The 14431-nt window shown below is 65.7% G+C and carries 18 protein-coding genes; 11 read left to right on the top strand and 7 right to left on the bottom strand.

Annotated elements, in window-relative coordinates:
* Positions 1 to 206: 206 nt before the first annotated feature.
* A complete protein-coding gene (locus tag E0E05_RS07160) occupies positions 207 to 842 on the bottom strand; it encodes an ATP-dependent Clp protease proteolytic subunit (protein ID WP_131616093.1) in 636 nt (211 codons plus the stop codon).
* A gap of 143 nt (positions 843 to 985) precedes the next feature.
* Between E0E05_RS07160 and E0E05_RS07155 the strand changes: the two genes are divergently transcribed.
* The 3 genes from E0E05_RS07155 to E0E05_RS07145 all read left to right on the top strand — a co-directional run bounded on the left by E0E05_RS07155 (position 986) and on the right by E0E05_RS07145 (position 3375).
* Complete coding sequence (locus tag E0E05_RS07155) at positions 986 to 2275, top strand: cytochrome P450 (RefSeq protein ID WP_131616092.1); 1290 nt, start codon at positions 986 to 988, stop codon at positions 2273 to 2275.
* Between the two features lie 134 nt (positions 2276 to 2409).
* Positions 2410 to 2790 carry a hypothetical protein gene (locus E0E05_RS07150; protein WP_131616091.1) on the top strand — a complete coding sequence of 127 codons (381 nt, stop codon included), beginning with the start codon at positions 2410 to 2412 and terminating at the stop codon, positions 2788 to 2790.
* 75 nt (positions 2791 to 2865) lie between these two features.
* A complete protein-coding gene (locus E0E05_RS07145) occupies positions 2866 to 3375 on the top strand; it encodes a hypothetical protein (protein WP_131616090.1) in 510 nt (169 codons plus the stop codon).
* Positions 3376 to 3396: 21 nt separating this feature from the next.
* Here the strand turns inward: E0E05_RS07145 and E0E05_RS07140 are convergent, their stop codons facing one another.
* Positions 3397 to 3687, bottom strand: a complete 291-nt coding sequence (locus E0E05_RS07140; protein ID WP_131616089.1) for a hypothetical protein — start codon at positions 3685 to 3687, stop codon at positions 3397 to 3399.
* Positions 3688 to 3880: 193 nt separating this feature from the next.
* Between E0E05_RS07140 and E0E05_RS07135 the strand changes: the two genes are divergently transcribed.
* A complete protein-coding gene (locus E0E05_RS07135) occupies positions 3881 to 5119 on the top strand; it encodes a DUF2254 domain-containing protein (protein ID WP_158629294.1) in 1239 nt (412 codons plus the stop codon).
* A 47-nt stretch (positions 5120 to 5166) separates the two neighbouring features.
* On the opposite strand, the gene E0E05_RS07130 is transcribed toward E0E05_RS07135, so the two are convergent.
* The 4 genes from E0E05_RS07130 to E0E05_RS07115 form a co-directional block, all read right to left on the bottom strand.
* Positions 5167 to 6453 carry an O-acetylhomoserine aminocarboxypropyltransferase gene (locus tag E0E05_RS07130; protein WP_131616087.1) on the bottom strand — a complete coding sequence of 429 codons (1287 nt, stop codon included), beginning with the start codon at positions 6451 to 6453 and terminating at the stop codon, positions 5167 to 5169.
* 151 nt (positions 6454 to 6604) lie between these two features.
* Positions 6605 to 7033, bottom strand: a complete 429-nt coding sequence (locus E0E05_RS07125) for a CoA-binding protein (protein ID WP_131617938.1) — start codon at positions 7031 to 7033, stop codon at positions 6605 to 6607.
* Between the two features lie 11 nt (positions 7034 to 7044).
* Positions 7045 to 7806, bottom strand: coding sequence for a GNAT family N-acetyltransferase (locus E0E05_RS07120; RefSeq protein WP_158629293.1), 762 nt, complete (start codon positions 7804 to 7806; stop codon positions 7045 to 7047).
* Positions 7803 to 8630, bottom strand: a complete 828-nt coding sequence (locus E0E05_RS07115; protein WP_131616085.1) for an enoyl-CoA hydratase — start codon at positions 8628 to 8630, stop codon at positions 7803 to 7805. Before E0E05_RS07115 ends, E0E05_RS07120 begins: the two co-directional genes overlap by 4 nt.
* A gap of 107 nt (positions 8631 to 8737) precedes the next feature.
* Here E0E05_RS07115 and E0E05_RS07110 point away from each other — a divergent pair, with 107 nt between their 5' ends.
* The 6 genes from E0E05_RS07110 to argC all read left to right on the top strand — a co-directional run bounded on the left by E0E05_RS07110 (position 8738) and on the right by argC (position 12959).
* Positions 8738 to 9166 carry a PaaI family thioesterase gene (locus E0E05_RS07110; RefSeq protein ID WP_131617937.1) on the top strand — a complete coding sequence of 143 codons (429 nt, stop codon included), beginning with the start codon at positions 8738 to 8740 and terminating at the stop codon, positions 9164 to 9166.
* 208 nt (positions 9167 to 9374) lie between these two features.
* The gene (gene rplM, locus E0E05_RS07105) at positions 9375 to 9842 is read left to right on the top strand and encodes a 50S ribosomal protein L13 (protein WP_131616084.1); all 468 of its coding nucleotides are present in this window, start codon (positions 9375 to 9377) and stop codon (positions 9840 to 9842) included.
* On the top strand, positions 9842 to 10333 hold the full coding sequence (rpsI, locus tag E0E05_RS07100; protein WP_131616083.1) for a 30S ribosomal protein S9: 492 nt from the start codon (positions 9842 to 9844) through the stop codon (positions 10331 to 10333). Before rplM ends, rpsI begins: the two co-directional genes overlap by 1 nt.
* 81 nt (positions 10334 to 10414) lie before the next feature.
* Positions 10415 to 10948, top strand: coding sequence for a hypothetical protein (locus tag E0E05_RS07095; RefSeq protein WP_131616082.1), 534 nt, complete (start codon positions 10415 to 10417; stop codon positions 10946 to 10948).
* A 13-nt stretch (positions 10949 to 10961) separates the two neighbouring features.
* Positions 10962 to 11912, top strand: coding sequence for an agmatinase (gene speB, locus E0E05_RS07090; protein WP_131616081.1), 951 nt, complete (start codon positions 10962 to 10964; stop codon positions 11910 to 11912).
* Between the two features lie 99 nt (positions 11913 to 12011).
* Positions 12012 to 12959 (top strand): N-acetyl-gamma-glutamyl-phosphate reductase, encoded by a 948-nt coding sequence (gene argC / locus E0E05_RS07085; protein ID WP_131616080.1) that lies wholly within the window; start codon positions 12012 to 12014, stop codon positions 12957 to 12959.
* Between the two features lie 6 nt (positions 12960 to 12965).
* On the opposite strand, the gene E0E05_RS07080 is transcribed toward argC, so the two are convergent.
* On the bottom strand, positions 12966 to 14075 hold the full coding sequence (locus tag E0E05_RS07080) for a COX15/CtaA family protein (RefSeq protein WP_244597992.1): 1110 nt from the start codon (positions 14073 to 14075) through the stop codon (positions 12966 to 12968).
* A gap of 133 nt (positions 14076 to 14208) precedes the next feature.
* Between E0E05_RS07080 and E0E05_RS07075 the strand changes: the two genes are divergently transcribed.
* Entirely contained in the window at positions 14209 to 14430 is a 222-nt protein-coding gene (locus E0E05_RS07075; RefSeq protein ID WP_131616079.1) for a DUF2842 domain-containing protein, read from the top strand.
* Position 14431: the final 1 nt, after the last annotated feature.

The following is a 14431-nucleotide window of genomic DNA, read 5'->3' as shown; positions in this document are numbered from 1 at the left end:
GGGGTGTACACTAGCTGCCCTGCGCCACCCCATGGGGACACAATAAACATACGCGGCAAAGACACAAACCCGACCCCTCGAATCATCGAAGGCTAAGGCGGCCTTTGTCAACAAGACCTTAACACTGGCATCAGCCTAGCGCGCATTGCGGCAAGAGCAATCGGAAATGCGTTGCAATCATGCCGCACTCCACATCCGCGATGGGCCTAGTCGCCCTTGGCCTCGGCTTCCATCGCCTCGCGCGACGAGATGACCTTGTCGATCAGCCCGAATTCCTTGGCCATCTCGGCGGTCATGAAATTGTCGCGCTCGAGCGCCTTGTCGATTGTGTCGTAATCCTGGCCGGTATGGTGGACATAGATCTCGTTGAGGCGCCGCTTGAGGCTCTCGACCTCCTTGGCGTGGATCAGAATATCGGTCACCTGGCCCTGATACCCGCCCGAGGGCTGGTGGACCATGACCCGGGAGTTGGGGACGCAGAAGCGCATGCCCTTGGCGCCGGCGGTCAGCAGCAGCGAGCCCATCGAGGCGGCCTGGCCGATGCAAAGCGTCGACACGGCAGGCTTGATGAACTGCATCGTGTCGTAGATCGCCAGCCCGGACGAGACGACGCCGCCGGGCGAATTGATGTACATGGCGATCTCTTTTTTCGGGTTGTCGGCCTCCAGCCACAGAAGCTGGGCGCACACGAGCGAAGCCATGCCGTCCTCGATCGGACCGGTGATGAAGATGATCCGCTCCTTGAGCAGGCGCGAGAAGATGTCGTAGGCGCGCTCGCCACGGTTCGACTGTTCGACGACCATCGGGACGAGATTCATCGCGGTATCAAGGGGGCTTGGCATTTTTCACCTATCGGGAACCGCCGCGCGAACCGGCGGCAGGAAAGCGGGAATCACTGGACTTGCGACCCCCTAGATAGGGCGCTGGCCACCGGCTTCGCAAGGGCGGACGGGCCGACGCTTGCGCGTCAGGGTAAATCGGACCTATGGAGCGCGCGGCAGGGACGAACGGATGGAGGTTTGCGGCATTGGCGGATGCGGGCACAGGACAGGTCGATCGCGTCTGCCTCGACCCGCGTGATCCGGCCTTCGTCCAGGACGTCTATGCCGCCTATCGGCGGGCGCATAGGGAGAGCCCGGCATTCTTCTGGGATGATTACGGCCACTGGTGCTTTGCGGGCTACGACGCGGTCGACCGGCTGCTGCGCGACCGCCGGTTCGGGCGGCAGATCCTGCACGTGGCGACGCGGCAGGAGCTGGGCTGGCCCGAACGGCCGACGCATCTGGCCGCTTTCGACGCGGTCGAACGCCATTCGCTGCTCGAACTGGAGCCGCCTGCGCACACCAGGCTGCGGCGGCTGATCACCAAGGCGTTCGTCGCGCGCCAGGTCGAACGGCTGCGGCCGGCGATCAACGCGCTGTGCCACCGGCTCATCGACGGGTTCGCGGCCGATGGCGAGGTCGAGCTGCTGTCGGCCTATGCGACGCCGATCCCGCTCGAGACGATCTGCACGCTGCTCGGCGTCGACCGCGCCGCCGGTCCGCAACTGCTCGCCTGGTCGCACGCAATCGTGAAGATGTACGTGCTCGATCCCCCGATGTCCGAGCAGGTCGCCGCCAACGAAGCGGCACGCGATTTCGCAGCCTTCCTGCGCGGACAGATCGCCGCCAAGCGTGACGTGCCGGCGGACGATCTCCTGTCGGCGCTGATCGCCGCCGAGGATGGCGGCACGACGCTGAGCGAGGACGAACTCATCTCGACGGTCGTGCTGCTGCTCAATGCCGGCCACGAGGCGACCGTCCATCAGATCGGCAACGCGATGGCGTCGATCCTCGGTTCGGGTCTCGAGCCGACCGCGCTGTTCGACGATGCCGAAGCGACCGCGGCAACCGCCGAGGAATGCCTGCGGCACGATGCGCCGCTGCACATGTTCACCCGCTATGCGCTCGAGGACATCGATCTTTCTGTCGAGGGGCAGATCATCGCGCTGAAAAAGGGCGACCGGATCGGCCTGCTGCTCGGCGCCGCCAATCGCGATCCACGCCGGTTCGAGGCGCCGGACGCCTTCAGGCCGGGCCGCACCGACCAGGCCAACGTGACGTTCGGCGCCGGCATTCACTTCTGCATCGGCGCACCGCTGGCGCGGATCGAACTGCAGGAGGCGCTGTCGGTGCTGTTCGAACGGCTGCCTGATATCCGGTTCGCCCGTCCACCGCGCTACGGCGATACCTATCACTTTCACGGGCTCGAAAGCGCACCGATGCGCTGGGACTAAGTCGAACGTCTCGCAATCGGCAACATCGATACTTCACGGTATGATTGTATCGGGTTGATCTTTTATATCTTCTTTCAAAATCCCAGATTTATGCTAACCTTCAACTGGTATTAATACATTTGAGGGAGGTAGAAATGCCGCAGGAAGCAGTGGATGAGCTTGAGGTCGAGCGCCTCAAGAAGATGTCGAGCGAGATGATCGACGCGATTTCGTCGCCGGCCTTCGTCGAGGCGATGCGCAAGCTCAAGGAGACGCCGGTCGAGGACCGGCTCAAGGTCGGGGCCAAACTGCTGGACCCCAAGCGCCTGCGCAAGGAAGGCGTTCCGCTTCCCGACGACATGCGCATTTCCAGCCGCTATTTCGAGCCGGGCAAGCCGGTGATCAGCGTCGACGATGCCGGCGCCTTCACCGGCACCCGCAGCGAACTGCCCAACGATCCCGACGTGGTCGCCGTGGGCGGCTGCGCATGCGGCGGCGGGCTGAGCTTCTGCGGCGGCGCCGGCGGCAGCACCTGAAGCCCGCGACTTCGGCAAAGGCATCGCGCCGGGGCAGCGTCCCGGCGCCCCTTCGACGCAACCGGAGCACCGGCCATGACCTATGATCATCTCGATTTCACGCTCGAAGAACTGCAGGCGGCCATGCGAGCCGCCTATGACGATCTGATCGCCTTCATCACCACACCGGAATTCAAGGCGCTTCACCGCGAGGTGCTGGCGCAACCGCCGAGCGAACGGCCGGCCTTCGTCGTCTCAGAGGTCGTCGACAAGGACCGGCTCAGGGAACGCGGCATCGAAGTGCCCGAGGACATCCTGATCCAGACCTCGGCATTCGGCGACCGGCGGCCGACGCTGTTCGCCGTGAAGAAGTTCCTGCCCGAGAAGTTCCATCGCGCCTGGGAGAACGTCAACTGGACGTTCGACAACATCTATCCCGACGAGGAGGTGTCGCGCGACCCGCAGGATGCGTGGCGGCCGCCGCTTCCGGTGGTGCTGCAAAACGCGATCATCGCCGAGGGCGGGGACCTGCAGTCGGTGCCGACCGAAAAGGGCGTCAACTTCAGCCGCTTCAGCAGCATGGAAGCCTCGGCGGACGTCGACTGATCGGGCCGTGGACCATGCCGGTCAGCAGACCTGGACCTCGCACAGCCGGACCGTGAACTGCGCTTCCGGCTCGGTGCGCACGGCGTCGAACTGACGACCGTCCCGGCACTGGGCGCGCGCTTCGTAGGTCTTGCGGCCAGCGAGTTCGCCCTCGCGGATGTTGACGTAGTATTCGACCAGACACTGCTCGTCGCGGGCCAGTTGCTCGGACACGGTATCGAGCCAGGCCGGGTCGGCCGACTGCGCCAGAGCGACGACCGGTGCGGCGGCCACGCCGATGGCCATTGCGGAAACGATGGTGCGGAAGCGCATCGACACGCTCCTTTCCGGTTGATTTCGCCAAGTGCGGACATAGCGATCATCCGGCTTGTGCGCCTTGCGGCAGGTCAACCCGCGTCCAACGCTTTGACGCGGCGACGGAACCGCGCGACACTGCCATCGTTTTGGCCAGCAGGCCGGCGCGAGGGGCGATATGTACAAGCGTGCGTTGACGGAATTGGGCAACGTGCGGGGATTGATCACCGTGCCCGGAACGATCGCGCTGTTCGTCTGGGCGATCGCGCCGCTCGCGCTCTGGCTCGACGAGTGGTTCGCCGCCTTGTCCGGCGCCGAGCCCTATCAATTCCTGCAGACCGACTACCAGACCGCGGTTGCCATCCTGTCGACAATCGCCGGCGCGGCGGTGACAACGCTGAGCCTTGTCTATTCACTCGTACTGGTGGTCTTCACATTGGCGGCCGGAACGATCGCACCTCGCCTGCTCCGCCGCTTCACGAGTGACCGTGTCAATCAGGTGACGGCCGGCCTCTTCGGCGGTCTGTTCCTGTTCGCGCTGACGCTGCTGCACCAGACCGACCCCGGCTTCGTGCCCGTCCTGTCGATCGCAATGGCTGTCGCCCTGTCGGCCGTGGCGGTCCTTCAGCTGATCTTCTTCGTCCACACCGTCTCGCGCAGCGTGACAATCGACGAGGAGATCGCCGAAATCTCCAGACAGCTTGAAAGCCGTCTGGCGCGCGTTCTGGCCGAGACCGAAGAGGATGACAGGGCGTTCGAATTCGACGAGGCGTCCATGTCCGAGATAAGCGCCGCGGAAAACGGCTACATCACCGGCATGGACGAGCAGTCGCTGCTCAGCTTTGCCGCAGAACACGGTCTTTTCCTGGACATCACCCGCAAGACGGGCACGTTCATGCTCAAGGGCCAGACGATCGCGCGGTTCAGCGCCGGGCAGGGTCCTGGCGACGGGCGGGCGGCAGCCGACGCCGTCAACCAGGCGATCGCGCTGCAGCCCGCGCGCGGTTCGGTCGAGGACATCGAATATTCGATCAGCGTGCTGCTGGAAATCGCGCTGCGGGCGCTGTCGCCGGGCGTAAATGACACGTTCACCGCGATCGCCTGCGTCGACCGGATCAGCTCGGCCTGCGCCGAGCCGGTGCGACGAGGCTTGCGGCGACGGGTGCTGGCGGACGACGCCGGAACCGTGCGCGTCCAGATCGCGGGGCTGACAGTCGAGGACGTCATCAACACGGCCTTTCACCCGCTGCGCAGGGCGGCCTCCGGCAACCTGCTGATGCTTCAGCATATCGCTGACGCGCTGGTGCGACTGCACGACGTCGCGGACACCGGCGTGGCGCCGATCCTTGGGCGGCACGCCCAGTTGCTGATGCATTCATACGAACAGGAAGACCCCCTGCCCGTGGACCGTGCATTCCTCGCCTCGCGCCTGGCCCCCATCCTATCCTAGAGCGATCTCGATGTTCTCCTTCCGTCGATGGCGGCCGGCCCCATGGGTCAGCCGGCCTTGACCAGCGCCTGGTCGATGTCGGCGATGATGTCGTCGATGTGCTCGATGCCGATCGAAAGGCGCACCACATCGTTGCCGGCTCCGGCCGCCTCGCGCTGGTCGTCGGACAGCTGTCGGTGGGTGGTCGAGGCCGGATGGATGACCAGCGACCGCGTGTCGCCGATGTTGGCCAGATGCGAGAACATCTCGAGGCCCTCGACGAACTTGACGCCGGCGTCGTAGCCGCCCTTGAGGCCGAAGGTGAACACCGAGCCGGCCCCGTTGGGCGCGTACTTCTTCTGAAGGTCCTTGTACTTGTCGCCCTTCAGGCCCGCATAGCGGACCCAGGAGACAGCGTCGTGCTTGCTCAGATGCTTGGCGACGGCATGGGCGTTATCACAGTGGCGCTGCATCCTGAGCGGCAGCGTCTCGAGGCCGGTCAGGATCTGGAACGCGTTGAACGGCGACAGGGCGGGACCGAAATCGCGCAGGCCGAGCACGCGGCAGGCAATGGCGAAGGCGATGTTGCCCAGCGCCTCGTGCAGCACGACGCCGCCATACTCCTCGCGCGGCGCCGACAGCATCGGGTAGTTGCCCGAGGCCGACCAGTCGAAGGTGCCGCCATCGACGATGATGCCGCCCATCGAGTTGCCGTGCCCGCCGATGAACTTGGTCAGAGAATGGACCACGATGTCGGCGCCATGCTCGATCGGACGGGTCAGGTAGGGGGTGGCCATCGTGTTGTCGACGATCAGCGGCAGGCCGTGCTTGTGGGCGACCTTGGCGACCGCTTCGAGGTCGGTGATGACCCCGCCGGGATTGGCGAGGCTCTCGACGAAGACGGCGCGGGTGCGCTCGTCGATCTGCTGTTCGATCGCGTCTGGATCATCCATGTCGGCCCAGCGCACCTGCCAGTCGAAGTTCTTGAAGGCATGGCCGAACTGGTTGATCGACCCGCCGTAAAGGCGGGTGGAGGCGACGAAGTTGTCGCCGGCCGTCATCAGGGTGTGGAAGACGAGAAGCTGGGCGGCATGGCCGGAGGCCACCGCCAGCGCCGCCGTGCCGCCTTCGAGCGCGGCGATGCGCTCTTCGAGCACGGCGTTGGTCGGGTTCATGATGCGCGTATAGATGTTGCCGAATTCCTGCAGGCCGAACAGGCGCGCGGCATGGTCGGCGCTGTCGAAGACGAACGAGGTCGTCTGGTAGATCGGCGTGATGCGCGCCTTGGTGGTCGGGTCGGGCTGGGCGCCCGCGTGAATGGCGAGCGTCTCAAAGCCCGGCGTATGATCTGACATGGTTCTTGCCTCCCGGATGCAGGTTCGTGGGGATCCGGCCGATCTTATCGGCGAGGCCAGAAGCGAATGCAAAGAAGATTTTTGCGCGCCGGGGACGCAATCGGCGCGCAACCGCCGGCAAACATTCGTCACCGGGGAACGGAGTTGCGTCTCAGAGGCCCAGCCGCGGCATCTCGATGGCCGGGCACCGGTCCTGGATGACGGTGATGCCGGCGGCTTCGGCACGGGCCGCCGTCTCGTCGTCGCGCACGCCGAGCTGGCTCCAGACGACCTTCGGCCGGTCCGGCAGCGCGAGGGCCTCGTCGATCACCCCGCCGAGATGTTCGGAGCGACGGAACACGTCGACCATATCGACGGGCTGCGGCAGGTCGGCGAGCGAGGCCACGACGGGCGCGCCGGCGATCGTCTTGCCGGCATGGCCGGGATTGACGGCGAAGACCTCGAACCCCTTGCGAACCAGGAACTTCGTCACGCCATGGCTCGGCCGGGCCGGGTTGGGCGAAGCGCCGACGACGGCGATGGATTTGACGCCCGTCAGAACAGAGCGGACATGCTCGTCGGAATAGCTGTCGTGGTGCATGGCGGGCGCCATCACATCTCCATGCGCTCCGGCTGGGGCGCATACATGTAGCTGTATGAGAACAGGAGCCTGTCAAAGCCGAGCCGCTGGTAGAGCGCCCGCGCCGGCGCGTTTTCGGCGACAACCTGCAAGGTCGCCTGCCCGGCGCCTTGCCGCCGAGCCCAGTTGATCAGCGCACCGACGGTCTGGCGAGCCAAGCCGCGTCCCCGAAAGACCGGATCGGTGGCAACGGCCTCGATGACCAGAAGATCGTCGATGAGAACGCCATAAGCGATGGACGCAACCTGCCCATCAACCCGCGTCTCAGCGAAACAAAGTGGTGCTTCGATCCGCTGCAGCATGGAGCGGAAGACGCCACCATCGGGATTGAGCGTTTCGCGCAGAGCGAGCCAGCCCGCCGACGCATGATCATGCAGCGTCGTGTCCTGTCCGATTCCGGCGATGTCCCCGTCCAGCCGGGCGTGGAGGGTCTGCGTGTTGCCGTCGCACCGATAGCCTTCGCCCTCGAGCGCCGCTTGATCGGACGCCGCAAAGTCGAGAAGGCGGATCACCGTTCGGCGCCCGCGACCGGCATAAAACGACTCGGCAGCATGGCGAACATCACGGGTGAGGCCTGTCGCGCCGGGCAGCGGATTGAGCGAGTTGGTGCGTCGGATCGGACTGCCGTCGTAGCGCGCCGTCCAATCCCCGTGCCGCACCTCGATGGCCGCCGGCCATGCTGCACGGCAAGCCATCTCACATGTCCAGCGAAGGTCGGTCTCGCTGCCGCTCATTGCTCTTTCGTCCATTGCGCCTTGCGCTTCTGCAGGAACGCGGTGATGCCTTCCTCGGCATCGCGCGCCAGCATGTTCTCGACCATCACCTCGGCCGTGTAGGCATAGGCCTCGTCGAGATCCATCTCGGCCTGCCGGTAGAACGCCTCCTTGCCCGTCCGGACAACCATGGACGACTTGTCGGCAATGGTTTGGGCGTATTTCGTGACAACCTGATTCAGATATTCGCGCGGCACGATGCGGTTGACGAGACCGAACTCCCTGGCCGTCGACGCATCGATCGTCTCGCCGGTCAGCAGCATCTCCATGGCCTGCTTGCGTTGGACGTTGCGCGACAGCGCGACCATTGGCGTCGAGCAGAACAGGCCGATGTTGACGCCCGGCGTGCAGAAGCCGGAGCTGTCCGTGCAGATCGCCAGGTCACAACTGGCCACGAGCTGGCAGCCGGCGGCGGTCGCCAGACCGTCGATCTCGGCAATCACCGGCTTGGGATGGCGGACGATCGCGGTCATCAGGTCGGCGCACAGCGCAAACGTCCACGCGAAGAAGGCGGCGCCACGGTCGGGATCGGCGCGATGGGCGGTCAGTTCCTTCAGATCGTGCCCGGCCGAAAAGACGCGCCCCTCCGACCGGATCACGATCACGCGCACGGACGGATCGCTCCCGGCCTCGACCAGCGCTGACAGCAGCGTCTCCATCATCGCGATCGAAAGGGCGTTGGCGGGTGGGCTGTTGAGCGTCAGGCGCGCGATCGCGCCCTCATTGCGGGCCAGCACGAGCCCCTCCGGTTCGGGCTGTCTGAGTTCGGTGACCGTTCCCGCCATGGCTTGCCTCCCCTTGGGTGCTCCGGCTAACCCCTCAAGCCGTATCCCAGCGGAAACGTGCGGGCAAGAAGCAGGAGAAGAACGTGGCGGAACGGTTTACCCCGGTCATGGAGGCAAGCGACATCGAGGCGTTCATCGACGCGCACTTTCCTCAGGTCCACATGGACGGGCGGGTGCTCTCGGTCCGCTCGGTGCAGCCGGGCGCGGTGAGCGTGCGGCTCGAGCCGAACGACCGGCATCTCAGGCCCGGCGGGACGATTTCCGGCCCTACCCTGTTCACCATCTCCGATCTTGCCGCCTACTACGTCATCCTTGCCCATATCGGCCCGGTCGCGCTCGTGGTGACGACGAACCTGAACATCAATTTCGTCCACCGGGCCGCGCCCGGGCCGCTGACCTGCGAAGCCAGTCTTCTGAAGCTCGGCAAGCGGCTGGCGGTGGCCGAGGTCTCGGTTCGCGACGAGGACGGCACGCTCGTCTCCCACGCCACGGCCACCTATTCGATCCCGCCACGCAAGCCTCATACGGTAAAATAATACCGTATTGCTAACCTGCTGCTTTTCAATCCCTTTTTGAGACTTGGCTCGGAAATGTCGCTTGACAAGACACGCCGCGCCGACTAGACGCCCCTACGAGCACGCGCGGGCTGGTCCCGTGCGTCCGTTTTTGCCGCTTCACGCGACAATCCAAGCAACAAGAAATGCCCGCGCGGTGCGTCCGGCGGGATGGAACAAGGACGAACCCATGCGGACCTTTTCGCAGAAACCTGCCGATGTGCAGAAGAAATGGGTGATGATCGACGCAGACGGCCTCGTCGTGGGCCGCCTTGCCACGATCGTCGCCTCGCGCCTGCGCGGCAAGCACAAGCCGACCTTCACGCCGCACGTCGATGATGGCGACAACGTCATCGTCATCAACGCCGACAAGGTGGTCTTCACCGGCAACAAGCGCTGGGAGAAGAAGTACTACTGGCACACCGGCCACCCCGGCGGCATCAAGGAGCGCTCGGCCGAGCAGCTTCTGGACGGCCGCTTCCCCGAGCGCGTGGTGGAAAAGGCCGTCGAGCGCATGATCCCGCGCGGTCCGCTCGGCCGGCGCCAGATGAAGAATTTGCGCGTCTATGCCGGCACCGACCATCCTCACGAAGCGCAGAAGCCGGAGATGCTCGATGTCGCCGCGCTCAACCGCAAGAACAAGAAGGCCCGTATCTGATGGCTGATCTAAACTCCCTTGAAGAACTGGGCAACCTGGCGACCGGCGAAGGTCAGCCGGCTGCCGCGCCCGAAGCCCCGGTGCATGTCCAGAAGCTGGACGAACATGGCCGCGCCTATGCCACCGGCAAGCGCAAGGACGCCGTCGCCCGCGTCTGGCTGAAGCCGGGCACCGGCAAGATGACGATCAACGACAAGGACATGGAGGCCTATTTCGGCCGTCCGGTCCTGCAGATGATCCTCAGGCAGCCGGTGATCGCCGCAAACCGCGACGGACAGTACGACGTCGTCGCCACCGTCAAGGGCGGCGGGCTCTCCGGTCAGGCGGGCGCCGTGCGCCACGGCATTTCCCGCGCCCTGACCCACTACGAGCCCGAGCTTCGCCCGGTGCTCAAGAAGGGCGGCTTCCTGACCCGCGACAGCCGCGTGGTCGAGCGCAAGAAGTACGGCCGGGCCAAGGCACGCCGGAGCTTCCAGTTCTCCAAGCGCTGATCTTTCGGCGCCTGTCAGCAGAGACCGAAGCGGGGCCCCGGCCCCGCTTTTTTGTTGGCGCGGTCGCGGCTATGAATGGACATGGAACCGTTCCGCATGATGCTTGCCGGCGGCCATCCCAACTCGTTGGGCCGCACGCTCGAAGTGGTCGAGATCGTTCTCGACGATCCGGGTCGCATGGACGAACTGTTCGACTGCTATTTCAGCGAGGACGCGATCGTGCGCCTGCGTACCTCGAACGCCTGCCGGCGTGTCTTCAAGGCGCGGCCCGACTGGTTCCCGGCGTGGGCGGACCGGTTCATCACCGAGGTCTCGGCGATCGACCAGCCCTCGGCCAAATGGACGCTGGCGCAACTGTTCCTCGAGCATGAGAAACGGCTCACGGCCAAGCAGCGCGCCGCCGCGACGGCGATCATGATCCGCAATCTGCAAGAGGAAGACGACTGGATCGCCCTGAACATGACGATGAAGACGCTCCAGCGCTGGGTGAAACGCGATGCGGCGATCATCCCGCGCATCGAGGTGCGGGTGCGCGCGCTCGCCGATGATCGCCGCAAGTCGGTTGCCAACGGGGCGCGAAAGCTGTTGAACGCGATGGACGTTCCAGCGCTGTGAACAGGCCCGACCGATGCCCTCAAGCTCCATCGACCATGCGATCGCCGAAGGCCCGCTGACCGGCGCGGCCGGCGATCCGACCTATGCGGGCGTGACATCGTTCATGCGCCGCAAATATTCCAAGGATCCGGCCGGCGCCGATGTCGCCGTGCTCGGCATCCCGTTCGACGCGGCCGTCTCCAACCGGCCGGGCGCCCGGTTCGGCCCGCAGGCGATCCGCCGCGCCTCGGCGATCATGGACAATGATCCGCAATACCCGTTCGCCAACGATCTGTTCGCCGATCTCGCGGTGATCGACGCCGGGGACGTGCTGCTCGACTACGGCAATCATGCCGAAACGCCGGCGCGCATCGAGGCCGCCGCGCGCGCTGTCATCGCGGCGGGCGCGTTTGTTCTGGCGCTGGGCGGCGACCATTTCGTCACCTGGCCGCTGCTGAAGGCGCACGCGGCCGCGCACGGGCCCCTCGCCCTGATCCAGTTCGACGCCCATCAGGACACCTGGCCGGACGACGGCAACCGGATCGACCATGGCTCGTTCGTCGGTCGCGCGGCGCGTGATGGCATCATCGATCCGGATCGGTCGATCCAGATCGGCATCCGCACCCATGCGCCCGCGACCTGCGGGATCGAGATCATCGACGCGCATCGCCTCGAGGACATGCGCGCGACCGAGATCGCCGAAGCGATCTATGCGCGCGTTGGCGGCGGCAAGGCCTACATCACTTTCGATATCGATTGCCTCGATCCGGCGTTCGCTCCGGGTACCGGAACGCCTGTCGCCGGCGGCCCCTCAAGCGCGAAGATGCTGGGCACGCTGATGCATCTGAAGAACCTGCAACTGGTCGGCGCGGACGTCGTGGAGGTTGCGCCGGCCTACGATCACGCCGATATCACGGCCATCGCCGGGGCGACGGTGGCGATGCACTATCTTGGGCTTCTGGCGGCGCGCAAGGCGGCCGGCTGAGACAGTGATTCAAGCCGTTGAGATCGCGATTCAACGGGTTCGCGACCTGAGTCCGAAGTCCGCGGCAACATATTGAAACGAAAGACGTTCAGGGTTTCCATGGCAGCAAAGATATTCATCGACGGCGAGCATGGCACGACGGGGCTGCAAATCCGCGACCGGCTCGCCAAGCGCACCGACATCGCGCTCTTGTCGCTCGCCGCCGACGACCGGCGCGATGCCGAAAAGCGCACCGCCCTGCTCCGCGAGGCCGAGATCGCCATCCTGTGCCTGCCCGACGATGCGGCGCGCGAAGCGGTCAAGCTGGCCGAGGGTGCCGAGACGCGGTTCATCGATGCATCTACCGCGCACCGGACCGACCCGGACTGGGTCTACGGTTTCGCCGAGGCCGAGCCAGGCCAGGCAAGCCGCATCGCCGAGGCGCGCCTGGTCTCCAATCCGGGCTGTTATTCGACCGGGGCGATCGGCCTTGTGCGGCCGCTCGTGCTGGCCGGTATCCTGCCGCCCGACTACCCGCTGACGATCAACGCGGTCTCCGGCTATTCGGGCGGCGGCAAGCAGATGATCCGGCAGATGGAGGACCAGACGGCGGACGACCGCATCGCCGCGCCGTTCTTTGCCTATGCGCTGTCACTGCGCCACAAGCACGTGCCCGAGATCATGGAGCGCTCGGGGCTTTCGACACGGCCGGTCTTCACGCCCTCGGTCGGCCGGTTCGCGCAGGGCATGCTGGTCAACGTGCCGCTGCATGCGGCGCATCTGAACGACAATGCCTCCATGGAGCGCGTGCACGAGGCGCTGGAGACCCACTATGCCGGCCAGAGCGTCGTCGAGGTGGTCGAACTGGACGAGAGCGCGGGGCTTGCGCGGAACGATGCCACCGAGATGGCGGGAACCGACCGGATGCGGCTCTATGTCTGCGGCACGCCGGGCGACGGGCAGATGAACCTCATCGCCTCGCTCGACAATCTGGGCAAAGGCGCCTCGGGCGCGGCCGTCCAGAACCTGGACCTGATGCTGTCGAAGGCGGACGTCCGCTTCGACTGATCGCGGTCAGGCGTGCAGGTGCCGGCGGCCGTTCGACAGCGGCAGCGGGCCGACCATGGCGCGCCAGTGCGCGACCGCGAAGGCCAGCGTGAAGAAGGCCAGCGCCTGGTGCACGAGGGCCCAGAAGAGCGGCACTTCCATCACCAGCGTGACGATGCCGACAAGGGCCTGCGCGAGCACCAGTCCGAGCAGCACCATGGCCCGGCGGGCATGCGTCGAACCCGGGGCCCAGCGCCAGCACGACCAGACGTGGCCGACGATGACCGCCAGCAGCACGTAGGCGCCCGTGCGATGAGCAAACTGGACGATGGCCGGGTTTTCGACCCAGTTGCGCCAGCCGAGCGCCGGCTCCCACATCACGGCCGGAAACAGCCCCTCGCCCATCATCGGCCACTCGTTGAATACCCAGCCCGCATCGAGCCCGGCGACGAGGGCGCCCAGATAGATCTGCACGAAGACAAGACCGGCGACGATGCCGGCCCACAGGCTCGATCGCGCGGTCGGCTTGAGATCGCGGGCGTGCGGGGCGAGCCCGCGCGCGACCCAGACGATCCAGCCCAGGATCAGCGCCGCCATGCACAGATGCACGGCCAAGCGATAGTGGCTGACGTCGACCCGCTCGGTCAGGCCCGACGAGACCATCCACCAGCCGATGAAGCCCTGCAGACCGCCGAGCGCAAGAAGGCCCAGCAGCGGCAGCTTCACGCGCCTGTCCAGCCGGCCGGTCAGCCAGAAGAAGGCGAGCGGCACTGCGAATACGAGGCCAAGCGCCCGCGCCAGGAACCGGTGGCCCCATTCCCACCAGTAGATGAACTGGAACTCGGCCATGGACATGCCGCGATTGACGACCTGGTACTCCGGTATCTGCCGGTAGCGTTCGAGCTCCTCTTCCCACTGCGCCTCGGTCAGCGGCGGGATGACCCCGTGGATCGGCGCCCATTCGGTGATCGACAGGCCCGAATCGGTCAGCCTTGTGGCGCCACCGACGGTGACGAGCACAAGCAGGACGAGAGCCGTGAAATAGAGCCAGCCGCGCACCTGAGCGCGATGGCGCAGTTCGGCGTCCGCGCGTCTGATATCAGGGGTCTGCATTGCTGGTGTGGTGACGGCACTCATGGTCCGGCTCGCTGTCGGGTCGCAGCGCAGATGGCAAATGGCCGGCGGACTGGCAAGTGCAGCTTTGCCGCAGCGTGCGGGGCTTGGCACGGCGATCGCATGTGCTAGATCGGCGGTCAAAGAGGAAGACCCGATGCCGCAAAGGCTGAGAAAATTCATCGGCATGGTCGCGCTGGTGGCGCTGGTGATCGTCTATGCGCTGGTCGCGATGGCGATCGCCTCGGCGCGGCTGGCCGACAGCGCATGGTATGTGCATCTGGCCTTCTTCGGGCTCTCGGGGCTGGTCTGGGTGGTGCCGGCCATGTTCATCATCTCATGGATGGAACGACCGGCGCGGCGCGAGGACGCCCGCTGAG

It is taken from the genome of Roseitalea porphyridii (genome assembly GCF_004331955.1).
Taxonomy (GTDB): Bacteria; Pseudomonadota; Alphaproteobacteria; order Rhizobiales; family Rhizobiaceae; genus Roseitalea; species Roseitalea porphyridii.
This window is presented reverse-complemented; position numbering and strand designations above follow the sequence as displayed.